The organism is Amycolatopsis taiwanensis DSM 45107, from assembly GCF_000519205.1.
GTDB classification, from domain to species: domain Bacteria; phylum Actinomycetota; class Actinomycetes; order Mycobacteriales; family Pseudonocardiaceae; genus Amycolatopsis_E; species Amycolatopsis_E taiwanensis.
In genome coordinates, this window is the sequence record NZ_JAFB01000004.1 from 106,779 (window position 1) to 119,904 (window position 13,126).

Here is a 13,126-nt window from a genome sequence, read left to right on the forward strand (position 1 = left end):
CCTCAGCCCTCCGTCTTCTCGGCCGCGTCCGGCGCGCCCGTAGCCGGGGCCTCGCTGGTCGCGACGTCGCTGTCAGTCTTGGCGGCGGCAGCCCGGCCGGCCTCGGTCGAGGTCGGGGTGGTGCCCGACGCGCCCGAGCGGCGCGGACGGGACGGACGCTCCCGGCGCGGCGCGCGCTCCGCGGCAGCCGCGGCGTCGCGCGCTTCCTTGGCCTTCAGGCCACCGACGACGTCACCCTTGTAGATCCAAACCTTCACGCCGATGCGGCCGAAGGTGGTGCGGGCCTCGAAGAAGCCGTAGTCGATGTCGGCGCGCAGCGTGTGCAGCGGGACCCGGCCGTCGCGGTAGTGCTCCGAACGAGACATCTCCGCGCCGCCGAGGCGGCCACCGCACTGCACGCGGATGCCCTTGACCTGCGGCGAACGCATCGAGGTCTGGATCGCCTTGCGCATCGCGCGCCGGAACGCCACCCGGTTGGACAGCTGCTCGGCGACACCCTGCGCGACGAGCTGGGCGTCGGCCTCGGGGTTCTTCACCTCGAGGATGTTCAGCTGCACCTGCTTGCCGGTCAGCTTCTCCAGCGAGCCACGGATCCGGTCGGCCTCCGCGCCGCGGCGGCCGATCACGATGCCCGGCCGCGCGGTGTGGATGTCGACGCGCACGCGGTCGCGGGTGCGCTCGATCTCGACCTTGGAGATGCCGGCCCGCTCCATGCCGGTGGAGAGCAGCTTACGGATCTTGACGTCCTCGGCCACGTACTCCGCGTACTGCTTGTCGGCGTACCAGCGGGACTTCCAGTCCGTGGTGATACCCAACCGGAAGCCGTGCGGGTTGATTTTCTGGCCCACTACCGGCCACCCTTCTTCCTACCGCTCTTCTTCGCCTCAGGGCGCGATTCGACCTCCACCGTGATGTGGCTGGTCCGCTTGCGGATCCGGTAGGCGCGCCCCTGGGCGCGCGGGCGGATGCGCTTCAACGTCGGGCCCTCGTCCGCGTAGGCGTTGCGCACCCACAGCGTGTCCGGGTCCAGGTCGAGGTTGTTCTCGGCGTTGGCCATGGCGCTGGCGAGCACCTTCGCCACCGGCTGGCTCGCGGCATACGGCGCGAACCGCAGGATCGCCAGGGCCTCCTGGGCGTTCTTGCCCTTGATCAGCTCGATCACCCGGCGCACCTTCGTGGGCGAGTCCCGGACGAAGCGAGCCCGCGCGTGGGCCGTGGGCAATTCCTCGGCCGTAGCGTTGTGTGGGGCACTCATTCGCTAGTTCCTCTTCTCAGCGTCGGCGCGACTTGCGGTCGTCCTTGATGTGGCCCTTGAACGTCCGGGTCGGGGCGAACTCGCCCAGCTTGTGACCCACCATCGCCTCGGTGACGAACACCGGGACGTGCTTGCGGCCGTCGTGCACCGCGATCGTGTGCCCGAGCATGTCGGGGATGATCGTGGAACGGCGGGACCAGGTCTTGATCACCGTCTTCTTGCCCGACTCGTTGAGCGCGTCCACCTTCTTGAGCAGGTGGTCGTCCACGAACGGGCCCTTCTTCAGGCTGCGCGGCATGTGCTTCTACCTCCCTGCTCAGCGCTTCTTGCCGGTACGCCGGCGGCGGACGATCAGCTTGTCACTCGGCTTGCGACGGCGGGTGCGGCCCTCCGGCTTGCCGTTCGGGTTCACCGGGTGCCGGCCACCGGACGTCTTGCCCTCACCACCACCATGCGGGTGGTCGACCGGGTTCATCACCACACCACGGACCGTGGGGCGCTTGCCCCGCCAGCGGTTACGGCCGGCCTTGCCCCAGTTGATGTTGGCGTGCTCGGAGTTGCCGACCTCGCCGACCGTGGCGCGGTTACGCACGTCCACGTTGCGGATTTCGCCCGACGGCATCCGCAGCTGGGCGTACGGACCGTCCTTGGCCACCAGCTGGACGCGGGCACCCGCGGAGCGGGCGATCTTCGCGCCGCCACCGGGACGGAGTTCGATCGCGTGCACCACGGTGCCGACCGGGATGTTGCGCAGCGGCAGGTTGTTGCCCGGCTTGATGTCCGCGCGGGGACCGGCCTCCACCCTGTCGCCCTGCTTGAGCTTCTCGGGCGCGATGATGTAGCGCTTCTCGCCGTCGGCGTAGTGCAGCAGCGCGATCCGGGCGGACCGGTTCGGGTCGTACTCGATGTGCGCGACCTTGGCCGGAATGCCGTCCTTGTCGTTGCGGCGGAAGTCGATCAGCCGGTAGGCCCGCTTGTGCCCGCCGCCCTTGTGCCGCGTGGTGATCTTGCCCGAGGAGTTGCGACCGCCGCGGCCGTGCAGCGGGCGCAGCAGCGACTTTTCCGGCTCCGATCGGGTGATCTCGGCGAAGTCGGACACGCTCGCGCCGCGGCGACCCGGCGTCGTCGGCTTGTACTTACGAATACCCATGACAGCTTCCGTCCCTTACGCGGCGGGTCCGCCGAAGATCTCGATCGGCTTGCTCTCCGCGGACAGCGTCACGATGGCGCGCTTGGTGGCCTTGCGCTGGCCGTAGCCGTAACGGGTCCGCTTGCGCTTGCCCGGGCGGTTCAGCGTGTTCACGCTGGTCACCTTGACACCGAAGATCTGCTCGACCGCGATCTTGATCTGGGTCTTGTTGGCGTCCGGACGAACGATGAACGTGTAGGTGTGCTCTTCGAGCAGCCCGTAGGACTTCTCGGAGATCACCGGCGCGAGCAGGATGTCACGCGGGTCGGGAATCGCCACGCTGCTCACTGGTCACTCCCTTCGACCTCGCTGGACGTGGCGGAAGCCTTGACGGCCTTGCCCTTGGCCGGCCCGGCCACGAACGCGTCGTAAGCGGCCTTGGTGAACACCACGTCGTCGTTGACCAGCACGTCGTAGGTGTTGAGCTGGTCCGGGTGGATCAGGTGCACGTTGGACAGGTTCCGCACGGACAGCCAGCTCAGCTCCTCGTCGCGGCCGAGCACCACCAGCACGCGCTTGGCGCCGGTGATCGCCGCGAGGACCTTCTTGGCTTCCTTGGTGGACGGCTTCTCACCGGTCACCAGCTCGGTCACCACGTGCAGCTGCCCGTTGCGAACCCGGTCCGAGAGGGCACCGCGCAGCGCGGCGGCCTTCATCTTCTTCGGGGTGCGCTGGGCGTAGTCGCGTGGCGTGGGCCCGTGCACGGTGCCACCGCCGGCGAACTGCGGCGCCCGGGTCGAACCCTGGCGGGCCCGGCCGGTGCCCTTCTGCCGGTACGGCTTCCTGCCGCCACCGGAGACCTCACCGCGGGTCTTCGTGTCGTGCGTGCCCTGGCGCGCCGCGGCCAGCTGGGCGACGACGACCTGGTGCATCAGTGGGATGTTCGCCTGCGCGTCGAAGATCTCCGCGGGCAGCTCGACGCTTCCCTCCGTCTGTCCGGCCGGAGTCTTCAACTCGACGGACAACGTGGTCGCCTCGGTCATTCGGTCGCACCACCCTTCGCGGCGGTCCGGACGAACACCAGGGTGCCCTTGGGTCCGGGAACCGCGCCCTTGATCAGCAGCAGGCCGTCTTCGGCGCGCACGTCGTGCACGGTCAGGCCCTGCGTGGTGACCTTCGCGTGGCCCATCCGGCCGGCCATCCGCAGGCCCTTGAACACCCGGCCCGGCGTGGCGCAGCCGCCGATCGAGCCGGGCGCGCGGTGCTTGGCCTGGTTACCGTGGCTGGCGCCCTGGCCCTTGAAGCCGTGGCGCTTCATGACACCCGCGTAGCCCTTACCCTTGCTGGTTCCGGTGACGTCGACCTTCGCGCCGGCCGCGAACACGTCAGCGGTGATCTCCTGGCCGACCTCGTAGCTGGCCGCGTCGATGGTGCGCAGCTCGGCGAGGTAGCGCCGCGGCGTCACGCCCGCCTTGGTGAAGTGGCCGGTCTCGGGCTTGTTGACCCGGCGGGGGTCGACAGCGCCGAACGCCAGCTGTACGGCCTCGTAGCCGTCGTTCTCCTTGGTGCGCACCTGGGTCACCACGTTCGGCCCGGCCTGCACGACGGTCACCGGGATGATCCGGTTGTCCTCGCCGAAGACCTGGGTCATGCCGAGCTTGGTGCCCAGGATGCCCTTAACTTGCCTGTCAGACATGAGTCTCTTATCTCCGCCGCTCGCCCGCCGCTTACTGGATGTTGACGTCGACGCTCGCCGGAAGATCGATGCGCATCAGCGCGTCGACCGTCTTCGGCGTCGGGTCGAGGATGTCGATCAGACGCTTGTGCGTGCGCATCTCGAAGTGCTCGCGCGAGTCCTTGTACTTGTGCGGCGAGCGGATGACGCAGTAAACGTTCTTCTCGGTGGGCAGCGGCACAGGTCCGACGACCGAGGCGCCGGTGCGCGTCACCGTCTCGACGATCTTGCGCGCGCTGGCGTCGATCGCCTCGTGGTCGTAGGCCTTGAGCCTGATGCGGATCTTCTGTCCCGCCATGGTGGCAGCCTGTCCTTCGTCTTTCTCTCGGTCGACCCCGAGACATCGGCTCCTCGGGCATGGCCTGTCGGCTCGCCTTCGGCCGAGGCGCCGATGACGCCCTGGTCGACCGAGACTCCGTCTCGTGCCGCTTGTTTCCGCACGTCAACGCTATCGCTTCCGGTCCACGCGGTCGGGCGTGTCGCGCCCGCTGCGCAGACTGATCCCGCAAGGGATCGTCGACGTGCCGATTGGTCTTGACTCCGCCAGGGCGAGCCTGAAGGCTTCGCCGCTGACCACTCGTGCCAGGGCGGCCGAATCTGCGACGAGAATCGGCCGCCCCTCGACGAGCAACCCAAATAGTGTTGCACACGTGATTTCACGACCCGACCCCGGGGTTGAACTACCCCAGGGTCGGGCGGAAATCACTTGACGATCTTGGTTACCTGACCGGCACCCACGGTGCGGCCACCCTCACGGATGGCGAACCGCAGACCCTCGTCCATCGCGACCGGCTGAATCAGCTGGACCTTGATGTTCGTGTTGTCACCGGGCATGACCATCTCGGTGCCCTCGGGGAGGGTCACCACACCGGTCACGTCGGTGGTGCGGAAGTAGAACTGCGGACGGTAGTTGTTGAAGAACGGCGTGTGCCGGCCACCCTCGTCCTTCGACAGGATGTACACCGAGCCCTCGAACTCGGTGTGCGGGGTGGTGGTGCCGGGCTTCACGACGACCTGGCCGCGCTCCACGTCCTCACGCTTGATACCACGGAGGAGCAGACCGACGTTGTCACCGGCCTGACCGGAGTCGAGCAGCTTGCGGAACATCTCGACGCCGGTGACCGTGGTCTTGGTCGACTTGTCGCGGATACCGACGATCTCGACCTCTTCGTTGACGTTGATCTGGCCGCGCTCCACCCGGCCGGTCACGACGGTGCCGCGGCCGGTGATGGTGAAGACGTCCTCGATCGGCATCAGGAACGGCTTGTCGAGGTCACGCACCGGGTCCGGCACGTTCTCGTCGACAGCCTCCATCAGCTCGAGCACGGACTGCGCCCACTTCTCGTCGCCCTCGAGGGCCTTGAGGCCGGACACCTTGACCACGGGGGCGTCGTCGCCGGGGAACTCCTGCGAGGACAGCAGCTCACGGACCTCGAGCTCGACCAGCTCGAGGATCTCCTCGTCGTCGACCATGTCGGCCTTGTTCAGCGCCACCACGATGTAGGGGACGCCGACCTGACGAGCCAGCAGCACGTGCTCACGGGTCTGCGGCATCGGGCCGTCGGTCGCGGCCACCACCAGGATCGCCCCGTCCATCTGGGCGGCACCGGTGATCATGTTCTTGATGTAGTCCGCGTGACCGGGGGCGTCCACGTGCGCGTAGTGACGCTTCTCGGTCTGGTACTCGACGTGCGAGATGTTGATCGTGATACCGCGCTGCTTCTCTTCCGGCGCGTTGTCGATCTGGTCGAACGCCCGGGACTCGTTCAGCTCCGGGTACTTGTCGTGCAGAACCTTGGTGATCGCCGCGGTCAGAGTGGTCTTCCCGTGGTCGACGTGACCGATGGTTCCGATGTTGACGTGCGGCTTGCTCCGCTCGAACTTCGCCTTCGCCACTGGAATGTCCTCCTGGACTCTTACTTGCTCACCGACCGGCGTGGCTTGGTCGGACAGCGTTTTGCGGGTTCGTTATGCGGACCTGTGGGGAGGCCCGTTTGGTGCTCCGGGTTACTCCCCCGTCGCCTTCGCGATGATCTCCTTCGCGACGTTCGCCGGAACCTCGGCGTAGGAGTCGAACGTCATGGAGTAGTTCGCTCGGCCCTGGGTACGAGACCGCAGGTCACCGACGTATCCGAACATCTCCGAGAGCGGGACCAGCGCCTTCACGACGCGAGAACCCGCCCGCTCCTCCATGGCCTGGATCTGGCCACGGCGGGAGTTGAGGTCACCGATGACATCGCCCATGTAGTCCTCTGGGGTGGTCACCTCGACCGCCATCATCGGCTCCAGCAGTGCCGGGCTGGCCTTCTTCGCGGCTTCCTTGAGCGCCATCGAACCGGCGATCTTGAACGCCATCTCCGAAGAGTCGACCTCGTGGTACGCACCGTCCAACAGGGTCACCTTCAACCCGACCAGCGGGTATCCGGCCAGCACGCCGTACTGCATGGCGTCCTGCGCGCCCGCGTCCACCGAGGGGATGTACTCCCGGGGGATCCGGCCACCGGTGACCTTGTTGTCGAACTCGTAGAACGCACCGTCCGTCGTCGCGAGCGGCTCCAGCGCGATGATCACCCGCGCGAACTGACCGGAGCCACCGGTCTGCTTCTTGTGCGTGTACTCGAACTTCTCGACCGTCTTGCGGATCGTCTCGCGGTAGGCGACCTGCGGCTTACCGATGTTCGCCTCGACCTTGTAGTCGGACTTCATCCGGTTCACCAGCACCTCGAGGTGCAGCTCGCCCATGCCTTCGATGATCGTCTGACCGGTTTCCTCGTCCTGGCTGACCCGGAAGGTCGGGTCCTCCTCGGCGAGCTTCTGGATCGCGGTCGACAGCTTCTCCTGGTCCGCCTTGGTCTTCGGCTCGATCGCGACCTTGATGACCGGCTCCGGGAAGGTCATCGACTCGAGCACGATCGGGTTCTGCGGGTCCGCCAGCGTGTCCCCGGTCGTGGTGTCCTTCAGGCCGATGACCGCGTAGATGTGGCCGGCCTGCGCGTCCTCGACCGGGTTCTCCTTGTTGGAGTGCATCTGGAAGATCTTCCCGATGCGCTCCTTGCGGTCCTTGGTCGCGTTCACGACCTGGGTGCCCGCGGCGACCTTGCCGGAGTAGACCCGGATGTAGGTCAGCTTGCCGAAGAACGGGTGAGCGGCGATCTTGAAGGCCAGCGCGGAGAACGGCTCGTCCAGCGACGCGTTGCGGGTGGCCTTCGTCTCGCCGTCGAGCAGCAGACCCTCCACCGGCGGCTGGTCGAGCGGCGACGGCAGGTAGTCGATCACCGCGTCGAGCATGGGCTGGACGCCCTTGTTCTTGAACGCGGAGCCGGCCAGCACCGGGTAGGCCTCGCGGGCGATGGTGAGCTTGCGGATACCGGCCTTGATCTCGGCCTCGGTCAGCTCCTGGCCCTCGAGGAACTTCTCCATCAGCTCGTCGTCCGCCTCGGCGACGGTCTCCACGAGCTTTTCGTGGTACTCGGCGGCCTTCTCGGCGAGCGCGGCCGGGATGTCCTCGACCTCGTAGTCCTCGCCCTTCTTGACCTCGCCACGCCAGGTCAGCGCCTTCATGCGGACCAGGTCGATGACGCCCTCGAACTCGCTCTCCGCGCCGATGGGCAGCTGGATGACCAGCGGCCGGGCGCCGAGGCGCTCGGAGATGGTGCGCACGGTGAAGTAGAAGTCCGCGCCCAGCTTGTCCATCTTGTTGACGAAGCAGATCCGGGGGACCTCGTACTTGTCGGCCTGGCGCCACACCTGCTCGGACTGCGGCTCGACGCCCTCCTTGCCGTCGAACACGGCGACGGCCCCGTCGAGCACGCGCAGGTTGCGCTCCACCTCGACGGTGAAGTCGACGTGGCCCGGCGTGTCGATCAGGTTGACCTGGTAGTCGTTCCAGAAGGTGGTGGTGGCAGCCGAGGTGATGGTGATACCCCGCTTCTGCTCCTCCTCCATCCAGTCCATCGTCGCGGCGCCGTCGTGCACCTCGCCGATCTTGTAGTTGATCCCGGTGTAGTACAGGATCCGCTCGCTCGTAGTCGTCTTACCGGCGTCGATGTGGGCCATGATGCCGATGTTGCGGACCTTGTTCAGGTCGGTCAGCACTTCGCGTGCCACTGCAGTGTTCCCCTGTCTAGAAGCGTGGGGCCCGGCCAGGCTTTCGTCGGCAGCCGGGCTGCGATCACCAACGGTAGTGGGCGAACGCCTTGTTGGACTCGGCCATCTTGTGGGTGTCCTCGCGGCGCTTCACGCTGGCCCCGAGGCCGTTGCTCGCATCGAGCAGCTCGTTCTGCAGGCGCTCCACCATGGTCTTCTCGCGGCGCTGCCGGGAGAACGCGACGATCCAGCGGAGGGCAAGGGTGGTCGAACGACCGGGCTTGACCTCGATCGGCACCTGGTAGGTCGCGCCACCGACGCGACGGCTCTTCACCTCGATGGTGGGCTTCACGTTGTCGAGCGCACGCTTGAGCGTGACCACCGGGTCGGTGCCGGTCTTCTCCCGGGCGCCTTCCAGCGCGCCGTAGACGATGCGCTCGGCGAGAGAGCGCTTCCCGTCCGTGAGCACCTTGTTCACCAGCTGGGTCACCAACGGTGAGGCGTAGACGGGGTCGGAGATCAATGGCCGCTTGGGGGCCGGACCCTTGCGGGGCATTAGCTCTTCTCCTTCTTCGCGCCGTACCGGCTGCGCGCCTGCTTGCGGTTCTTCACGCCCTGTGTGTCGAGCGAGCCGCGGATGATCTTGTAGCGGACGCCGGGCAGGTCCTTCACACGACCACCACGCACAAGCACCATGGAGTGCTCCTGCAGGTTGTGGCCCTCGCCCGGGATGTAGGCGGTGACCTCGATGCCGCTGGTCAGCTTCACACGCGCGACCTTGCGCAGCGCCGAGTTCGGCTTCTTGGGCGTAGTGGTGTACACGCGGGTGCACACGCCGCGCCGCTGCGGGCTCCCCTTGAGCGCCGCGGTCTTCTGCTTGGCAGCCTTGTCCTGGCGGCCCTTGCGGACCAGCTGCTGGATCGTGGGCAATGGACCAGCTTTCTGTCGCGTCTGGCTTGTGTTCTGTCTGCTTCCCCGGCCCCCGAGGTCGGGCGTGTCGCCCCGCGTCTCGACCTCACGGCCGGTAACGTTTCCTCGGGTTTTCCGTGGATCCCCGCCTCGCCGAGGCGGCCGACGGAGGTGCTGCGAGCACCCTGCCGGACCGAATGGCGCGCAGAGTGGCCCAGCGCGTGCCGGGCACCGTCGTCAAAGATACCCGCCCGTTCCGGGGGCGACCACATCGGGGTCGATCTCAGCTCGGCGGCCGGGGGGATCACCGCCGACTCTACCCGATCCACCCCGGGAACAGGCCATATGTAAATGGAGTGAGGTGGTGTCCGCGATCGGCTCGCCTGGCACACCCACGACGAGTCAAACTCCTGGTCGAGCGCGAATATTCCCGGACAAGGAGGACCCGTTCCGGCCGGCGTGCCCGGCCCCGTGCGCTCCGGCGCCGATGCCGTTGGCCTATTCGTCGTCCGGCTTGGCGTGATCCGGCTTGCCGGGGGTCGGATCGCGGGAAAGGTCGATGGCCGGATGCCGCGGTGCGCCCTCCGGCGCGGCGTGCCGCCCCGTCGAAGGCGCCTCTCCCGGCTCGTTTTCTTCTGCGTGCACAACGCCTCCTCAGTTCGCTCGTGTGCCGCCAACAGACACGCTACCCAACCGCCTTCTCCCTCGCTCTCCGTGCCCGGAACGGGCGGCCTGACACACGGGGAGTCATGGTCTCCGGCGACACGGCATGCGCATTCAGTGACGACGGTTTCATCTGCCACCGCGACGAAGTCAACGCCACAGCACCGGAGTGAGGACAGTTCGGGATTCCCTTGTGGACGGCAGGGCGCCGCACTGCTGATGCTGACAAAGAGGCCCTGGCACAAAATGTCGGGAGACCGAGACGTCCTGTTCGGACGATGCACTGTTTTGTCGCGCACCGCCTGCGGCCGTCCGGCTACAGCAGTAGGCCGCCGAACGGGATGACGTAGGCGTTGACCACCCAGACGAGGTTCTCGGTGGAGCACCCGAGGCTCCGCTGCACAGCGGGCAGCGCCACGTTCACGATGTTCTGGTCCAAGACGATCACATCTGGCCGGCGCGAGCGGGACGACGGTCAGCCACGGCGATGTACTTGCCCGCACAGCGGGCAGGGGCATTGTCGACCCTTCCCTTGGTGCACGATTTGTTACAGCTGCCATCTTCTGTAACCATGAAGCGCCGGGGAAGGAGGCGCTTTTATGTCACGCAGCCACACACGTGTGTCCAAAGAGGTCACCGACGAGGCGTGCCCGCTCGTCGAGGTGATCGACCACGTGGCGGGCAAGTGGAGCATCAGCATCCTGGTCGCCGCCGCGCGCGGCCCCGTCAGGTTCACCGAACTGGAACGCGCCATCGAGGGCATCAGCCGGCGAATGCTCACCCTGAACCTGCGCAGACTCGAACGCGACGGTCTGCTGACCAGGACCGTTCATCCCACCGTGCCGCCGAAGGTCGAGTACGGCCTCACCTCCATGGCGCAAGAGCTGTACTCGTACCTGACCGGCCTGGTGGACTGGGCCGAGCGGCACCGCGGTGCCATCGTCCGGGCCCGAGCCGCTTACGACACCACAGCAGCGGCGCGGTAACCGGCATGTCGTCATCCCTCGAGACCAGCCTCGACCCGCCGCCCGGCGCCGGTTACTTCGCCCGCGTCGGGGTCGCCGAGCTGGCAACGGAACTACGGGCGGGCCGGGTGTCTTCTCGCGACCTGGTCGAAACCGCGCTCGGCGAGGCCGCGCGATGGCAGCCGGTGCTCAACGCGTTCGTCACGATCGACGAGACAGGCGCCCGGGCCGCGGCGGAGAAGGCGGACCGGGAATTGGCCGCCGGGGTGGACCGCGGTCCGCTGCACGGCCTCCCCATCGCGGTCAAGGACATCATCGACGTCCATGGCCTGCCGACGACCGCTGGTGCCCGCCACTTCGCCGGACACATCGCCTCCCGGGACGCGGACTGCATACGACCGCTGCGGGAGGCCGGGGCCGTCATTCTCGGCAAGACCACCACACACGAGTTCGCCTGCGGCCCGACCGGCGACCGCTCCGCGAGCGGCCCGACACGCAACCCGTACGCGACCGGCCACATGGCGGGCGGCTCCAGCAGTGGATCCGCCGCCGCGGTCGCCGCCGGCATCGTCGGCCTGGCGCTCGGCACCGACACCGGTGGCTCGGTGCGTATTCCCGCCGCCTGCTGCGGTGTCGTCGGCCTCAAGCCCACTCACGGTGCGGTGGCCACCACCGGCGTCTTCCCCCTGGCCCCGTCCCTCGACACCGTCGGCCCGCTGGCCCGCACCGCCGCCGACTGCCGTCTGCTGTGGACAGTCATGACCGCCGGCCACCGGCAACCCGTTGCCGCGCCACGGATCGGCTGGGTACCTCCCGACTCGATCCACCCCACGGCACCCGAAATCACGAGCCTGGCACGAGACCTCACGAAAGACCTCATCATCGGTGAGGTCACCGTCCCAGCGGTGAAGGAACTTCGCGCCGCGTATCGAACCATCCAGGGCAGCGAGGCCTACGCCGTGCACGCCGAGCGCCTGGCCACCGCGCCGGAACTCTACGGCGACGAGGTCCGTGACCGCCTCCGCACGGGGGGTCAGGCCCGCGGCTGGGAATATGTCCGGGCCCTGGAACTCCGCGACCGTGTTCGCGGGGCCGTCACGGACCTCCTTCGACAGCAGGATTTCCTTGCCCTGCCGACCATCCCGCTGTCTCCGCCCACTCTGGACAGTCGCGACGAAACGATCGGCGGGGAGGCCGTCGACGTTCGTGCGGCGCTGCTCGCCCTCACCAGCCCGTGGAGCGTCCTGGGTCTGCCCGCCGTCACCGTCCCCGCCGGCCTCGTCGACGGGTTACCCGTCGGCCTGCAGCTCGTCGGTCCGCCCGGCACCGAACACCGCCTCTTGACCGTGGCCGAGTACCTGCAGAACACCAGTTCCTGAAAGGAAAGTAGCCGGTATGTCCACCAGCGCCGTCGTCGCCGCAGCCATCCAGTGCGACCCCCAGGTCGGGCTGGAGAACAAGGACAAGAACCTCGCCCGAACCCTCGAACTGGTCACCGAAGCCGCCGACCATGGCGCCAACCTCGTCGTGCTGCCGGAACTCGTCAACACCGGATACTCCTTCGCCACCCGCGACGAGGCTTATGCCCACGCCGAGGAGCTCACCGGGCCCACCGTGCAGGCCTGGACCGACCTCGCCCGCGCACGTGGCATCCACCTCGTCGGTGGCTTGGCGGAGCTCGACGGGGTGCGCCTGTTCGACACGGCCGTCCTCATCGGACCCGACGGGCTCATCGGTCACTATCGCAAAACTCACTTGTGGCAACGGGAAAAGCTCGTCTTCACGCCCGGGGACCTTGGCTTCCCGGTGTTCGACACGCGCATCGGCCGGATCGGACTACTGGTCTGCTGGGACATCTGGTTCCCCGAAGTGGCACGTCTGCTGTCGGTGCAAGGCGCCGACGTCGTCTGCAGTGCGAACAACTGGGTCTGGACACCGCCGCCGCTGTTCGACGACACCGGCCGGTGCATGGCCGCCTACCTGACCATGACCGCCTCACACGTCAACAACCTGCCGATCGTCGCGGCCAACCGGGTCGGTGAGGAACGCGGTGCGAAGTTCCTCGGCTGCTCACTGATCACCGGAACCGATGGCTGGCCCGCGAGCGAGGTCGCCGCCACCGAAGGAGAAACGATCATCTACGCCAACCTCGACCTCATGGCCAGCCGCTCGGCCACGATCTGGAACGAACTCAACGATTTGCCGCGTGACCGCCGCACCGACCTCTACGATCCCCTGCTCGGCTACCGCGGCGGCCAGGCCTACCCGCGCTGACGGCGGCGACCGGCCGGCGGATGTACCGGACCCAATAGGTCATCAGTCCCGCAGAAGCTCAGTCTTGATTCCGGAGCCGTCGATGCCGGAGCCGGAATCCCGCATGTCTC

General features: G+C 67.5%; 17 protein-coding genes. 3 read left to right on the forward strand and 14 right to left on the reverse strand.

Features of this window, described 5'->3' with window-relative positions:
* Positions 1-2 precede the first annotated feature (2 nt).
* The 14 genes from rpsC to A3CU_RS55060 form a co-directional block, all read right to left on the reverse strand.
* Positions 3-848 carry a 30S ribosomal protein S3 gene (gene rpsC / locus A3CU_RS0102920; RefSeq protein WP_027940996.1) on the reverse strand — a complete coding sequence of 282 codons (846 nt, stop codon included), beginning with the start codon at positions 846-848 and terminating at the stop codon, positions 3-5.
* A complete protein-coding gene (rplV, locus tag A3CU_RS0102925; RefSeq protein WP_043840566.1) occupies positions 848-1,255 on the reverse strand; it encodes a 50S ribosomal protein L22 in 408 nt (135 codons plus the stop codon). The genes rpsC and rplV overlap by 1 nt, the downstream gene beginning before the upstream one ends.
* A 16-nt stretch (positions 1,256-1,271) precedes the next feature.
* The gene (rpsS, locus tag A3CU_RS0102930; protein ID WP_027940998.1) at positions 1,272-1,553 is read right to left on the reverse strand and encodes a 30S ribosomal protein S19; all 282 of its coding nucleotides are present in this window, start codon (positions 1,551-1,553) and stop codon (positions 1,272-1,274) included.
* An 18-nt stretch (positions 1,554-1,571) separates the two neighbouring features.
* Complete coding sequence (rplB, locus tag A3CU_RS0102935) at positions 1,572-2,405, reverse strand: 50S ribosomal protein L2 (RefSeq protein ID WP_027940999.1); 834 nt, start codon at positions 2,403-2,405, stop codon at positions 1,572-1,574.
* A gap of 15 nt (positions 2,406-2,420) precedes the next feature.
* Positions 2,421-2,732 (reverse strand): 50S ribosomal protein L23, encoded by a 312-nt coding sequence (gene rplW, locus A3CU_RS0102940; RefSeq protein ID WP_027941000.1) that lies wholly within the window; start codon positions 2,730-2,732, stop codon positions 2,421-2,423.
* Complete coding sequence (gene rplD, locus A3CU_RS0102945; RefSeq protein ID WP_027941001.1) at positions 2,729-3,427, reverse strand: 50S ribosomal protein L4; 699 nt, start codon at positions 3,425-3,427, stop codon at positions 2,729-2,731. Before rplD ends, rplW begins: the two co-directional genes overlap by 4 nt.
* Entirely contained in the window at positions 3,424-4,080 is a 657-nt protein-coding gene (rplC, locus tag A3CU_RS0102950) for a 50S ribosomal protein L3 (RefSeq protein ID WP_027941002.1), read from the reverse strand. The genes rplD and rplC overlap by 4 nt, the downstream gene beginning before the upstream one ends.
* A 31-nt stretch (positions 4,081-4,111) precedes the next feature.
* On the reverse strand, positions 4,112-4,417 hold the full coding sequence (gene rpsJ, locus A3CU_RS0102955) for a 30S ribosomal protein S10 (protein WP_003883485.1): 306 nt from the start codon (positions 4,415-4,417) through the stop codon (positions 4,112-4,114).
* A 404-nt stretch (positions 4,418-4,821) separates the two neighbouring features.
* The gene (gene tuf, locus A3CU_RS0102960) at positions 4,822-6,015 is read right to left on the reverse strand and encodes an elongation factor Tu (RefSeq protein WP_027941003.1); all 1,194 of its coding nucleotides are present in this window, start codon (positions 6,013-6,015) and stop codon (positions 4,822-4,824) included.
* Positions 6,016-6,126: 111 nt separating this feature from the next.
* Complete coding sequence (gene fusA / locus A3CU_RS0102965) at positions 6,127-8,226, reverse strand: elongation factor G (RefSeq protein WP_027941004.1); 2,100 nt, start codon at positions 8,224-8,226, stop codon at positions 6,127-6,129.
* Between the two features lie 64 nt (positions 8,227-8,290).
* Complete coding sequence (gene rpsG / locus A3CU_RS0102970; protein ID WP_027941005.1) at positions 8,291-8,761, reverse strand: 30S ribosomal protein S7; 471 nt, start codon at positions 8,759-8,761, stop codon at positions 8,291-8,293.
* Entirely contained in the window at positions 8,761-9,135 is a 375-nt protein-coding gene (gene rpsL, locus A3CU_RS0102975) for a 30S ribosomal protein S12 (protein WP_003102113.1), read from the reverse strand. The genes rpsG and rpsL overlap by 1 nt, the downstream gene beginning before the upstream one ends.
* 477 nt (positions 9,136-9,612) lie before the next feature.
* Positions 9,613-9,759, reverse strand: a complete 147-nt coding sequence (locus A3CU_RS53385) for a hypothetical protein (protein ID WP_169739587.1) — start codon at positions 9,757-9,759, stop codon at positions 9,613-9,615.
* Between the two features lie 334 nt (positions 9,760-10,093).
* Positions 10,094-10,216 carry a hypothetical protein gene (locus A3CU_RS55060; RefSeq protein WP_281174082.1) on the reverse strand — a complete coding sequence of 41 codons (123 nt, stop codon included), beginning with the start codon at positions 10,214-10,216 and terminating at the stop codon, positions 10,094-10,096.
* A 160-nt stretch (positions 10,217-10,376) separates the two neighbouring features.
* On the opposite strand from A3CU_RS55060, the gene A3CU_RS0102990 reads away from it, so the two are divergent.
* Genes A3CU_RS0102990 through A3CU_RS0103000 form a run of 3 tightly spaced genes read left to right on the forward strand, consistent with a single transcriptional unit; the run spans position 10,377 to position 13,016 of the window.
* Positions 10,377-10,763: a winged helix-turn-helix transcriptional regulator gene (locus A3CU_RS0102990; protein ID WP_027941006.1), complete on the forward strand. Its 387-nt coding sequence runs from the start codon at positions 10,377-10,379 to the stop codon at positions 10,761-10,763.
* Between the two features lie 5 nt (positions 10,764-10,768).
* Entirely contained in the window at positions 10,769-12,121 is a 1,353-nt protein-coding gene (locus tag A3CU_RS0102995; protein WP_027941007.1) for an amidase, read from the forward strand.
* Between the two features lie 16 nt (positions 12,122-12,137).
* The gene (locus A3CU_RS0103000; protein WP_027941008.1) at positions 12,138-13,016 is read left to right on the forward strand and encodes a nitrilase family protein; all 879 of its coding nucleotides are present in this window, start codon (positions 12,138-12,140) and stop codon (positions 13,014-13,016) included.
* The last annotated feature ends 110 nt before the right edge of the window (positions 13,017-13,126 follow it).

What these genes read in the sequence shown, in the direction of transcription:
- rpsJ (WP_003883485.1), bottom strand. Translation starts at nt 4,417, where the DNA reads ATGGCGGGACAGAAGATCCGCATCAGGCTCAAGGCCTACGACCACGAG.
- rplD (WP_027941001.1), bottom strand. Translation starts at nt 3,427, where the DNA reads ATGACCGAGGCGACCACGTTGTCCGTCGAGTTGAAGACTCCGGCCGGA.
- rplV (WP_043840566.1), bottom strand. Translation starts at nt 1,255, where the DNA reads ATGAGTGCCCCACACAACGCTACGGCCGAGGAATTGCCCACGGCCCAC.
- A3CU_RS0102995 (WP_027941007.1), top strand. Translation starts at nt 10,769, where the DNA reads ATGTCGTCATCCCTCGAGACCAGCCTCGACCCGCCGCCCGGCGCCGGT.
- rplC (WP_027941002.1), bottom strand. Translation starts at nt 4,080, where the DNA reads ATGTCTGACAGGCAAGTTAAGGGCATCCTGGGCACCAAGCTCGGCATG.
- rpsS (WP_027940998.1), bottom strand. Translation starts at nt 1,553, where the DNA reads ATGCCGCGCAGCCTGAAGAAGGGCCCGTTCGTGGACGACCACCTGCTC.
- rpsG (WP_027941005.1), bottom strand. Translation starts at nt 8,761, where the DNA reads ATGCCCCGCAAGGGTCCGGCCCCCAAGCGGCCATTGATCTCCGACCCC.
- rplB (WP_027940999.1), bottom strand. Translation starts at nt 2,405, where the DNA reads ATGGGTATTCGTAAGTACAAGCCGACGACGCCGGGTCGCCGCGGCGCG.
- A3CU_RS0102990 (WP_027941006.1), top strand. Translation starts at nt 10,377, where the DNA reads ATGTCACGCAGCCACACACGTGTGTCCAAAGAGGTCACCGACGAGGCG.
- A3CU_RS0103000 (WP_027941008.1), top strand. Translation starts at nt 12,138, where the DNA reads ATGTCCACCAGCGCCGTCGTCGCCGCAGCCATCCAGTGCGACCCCCAG.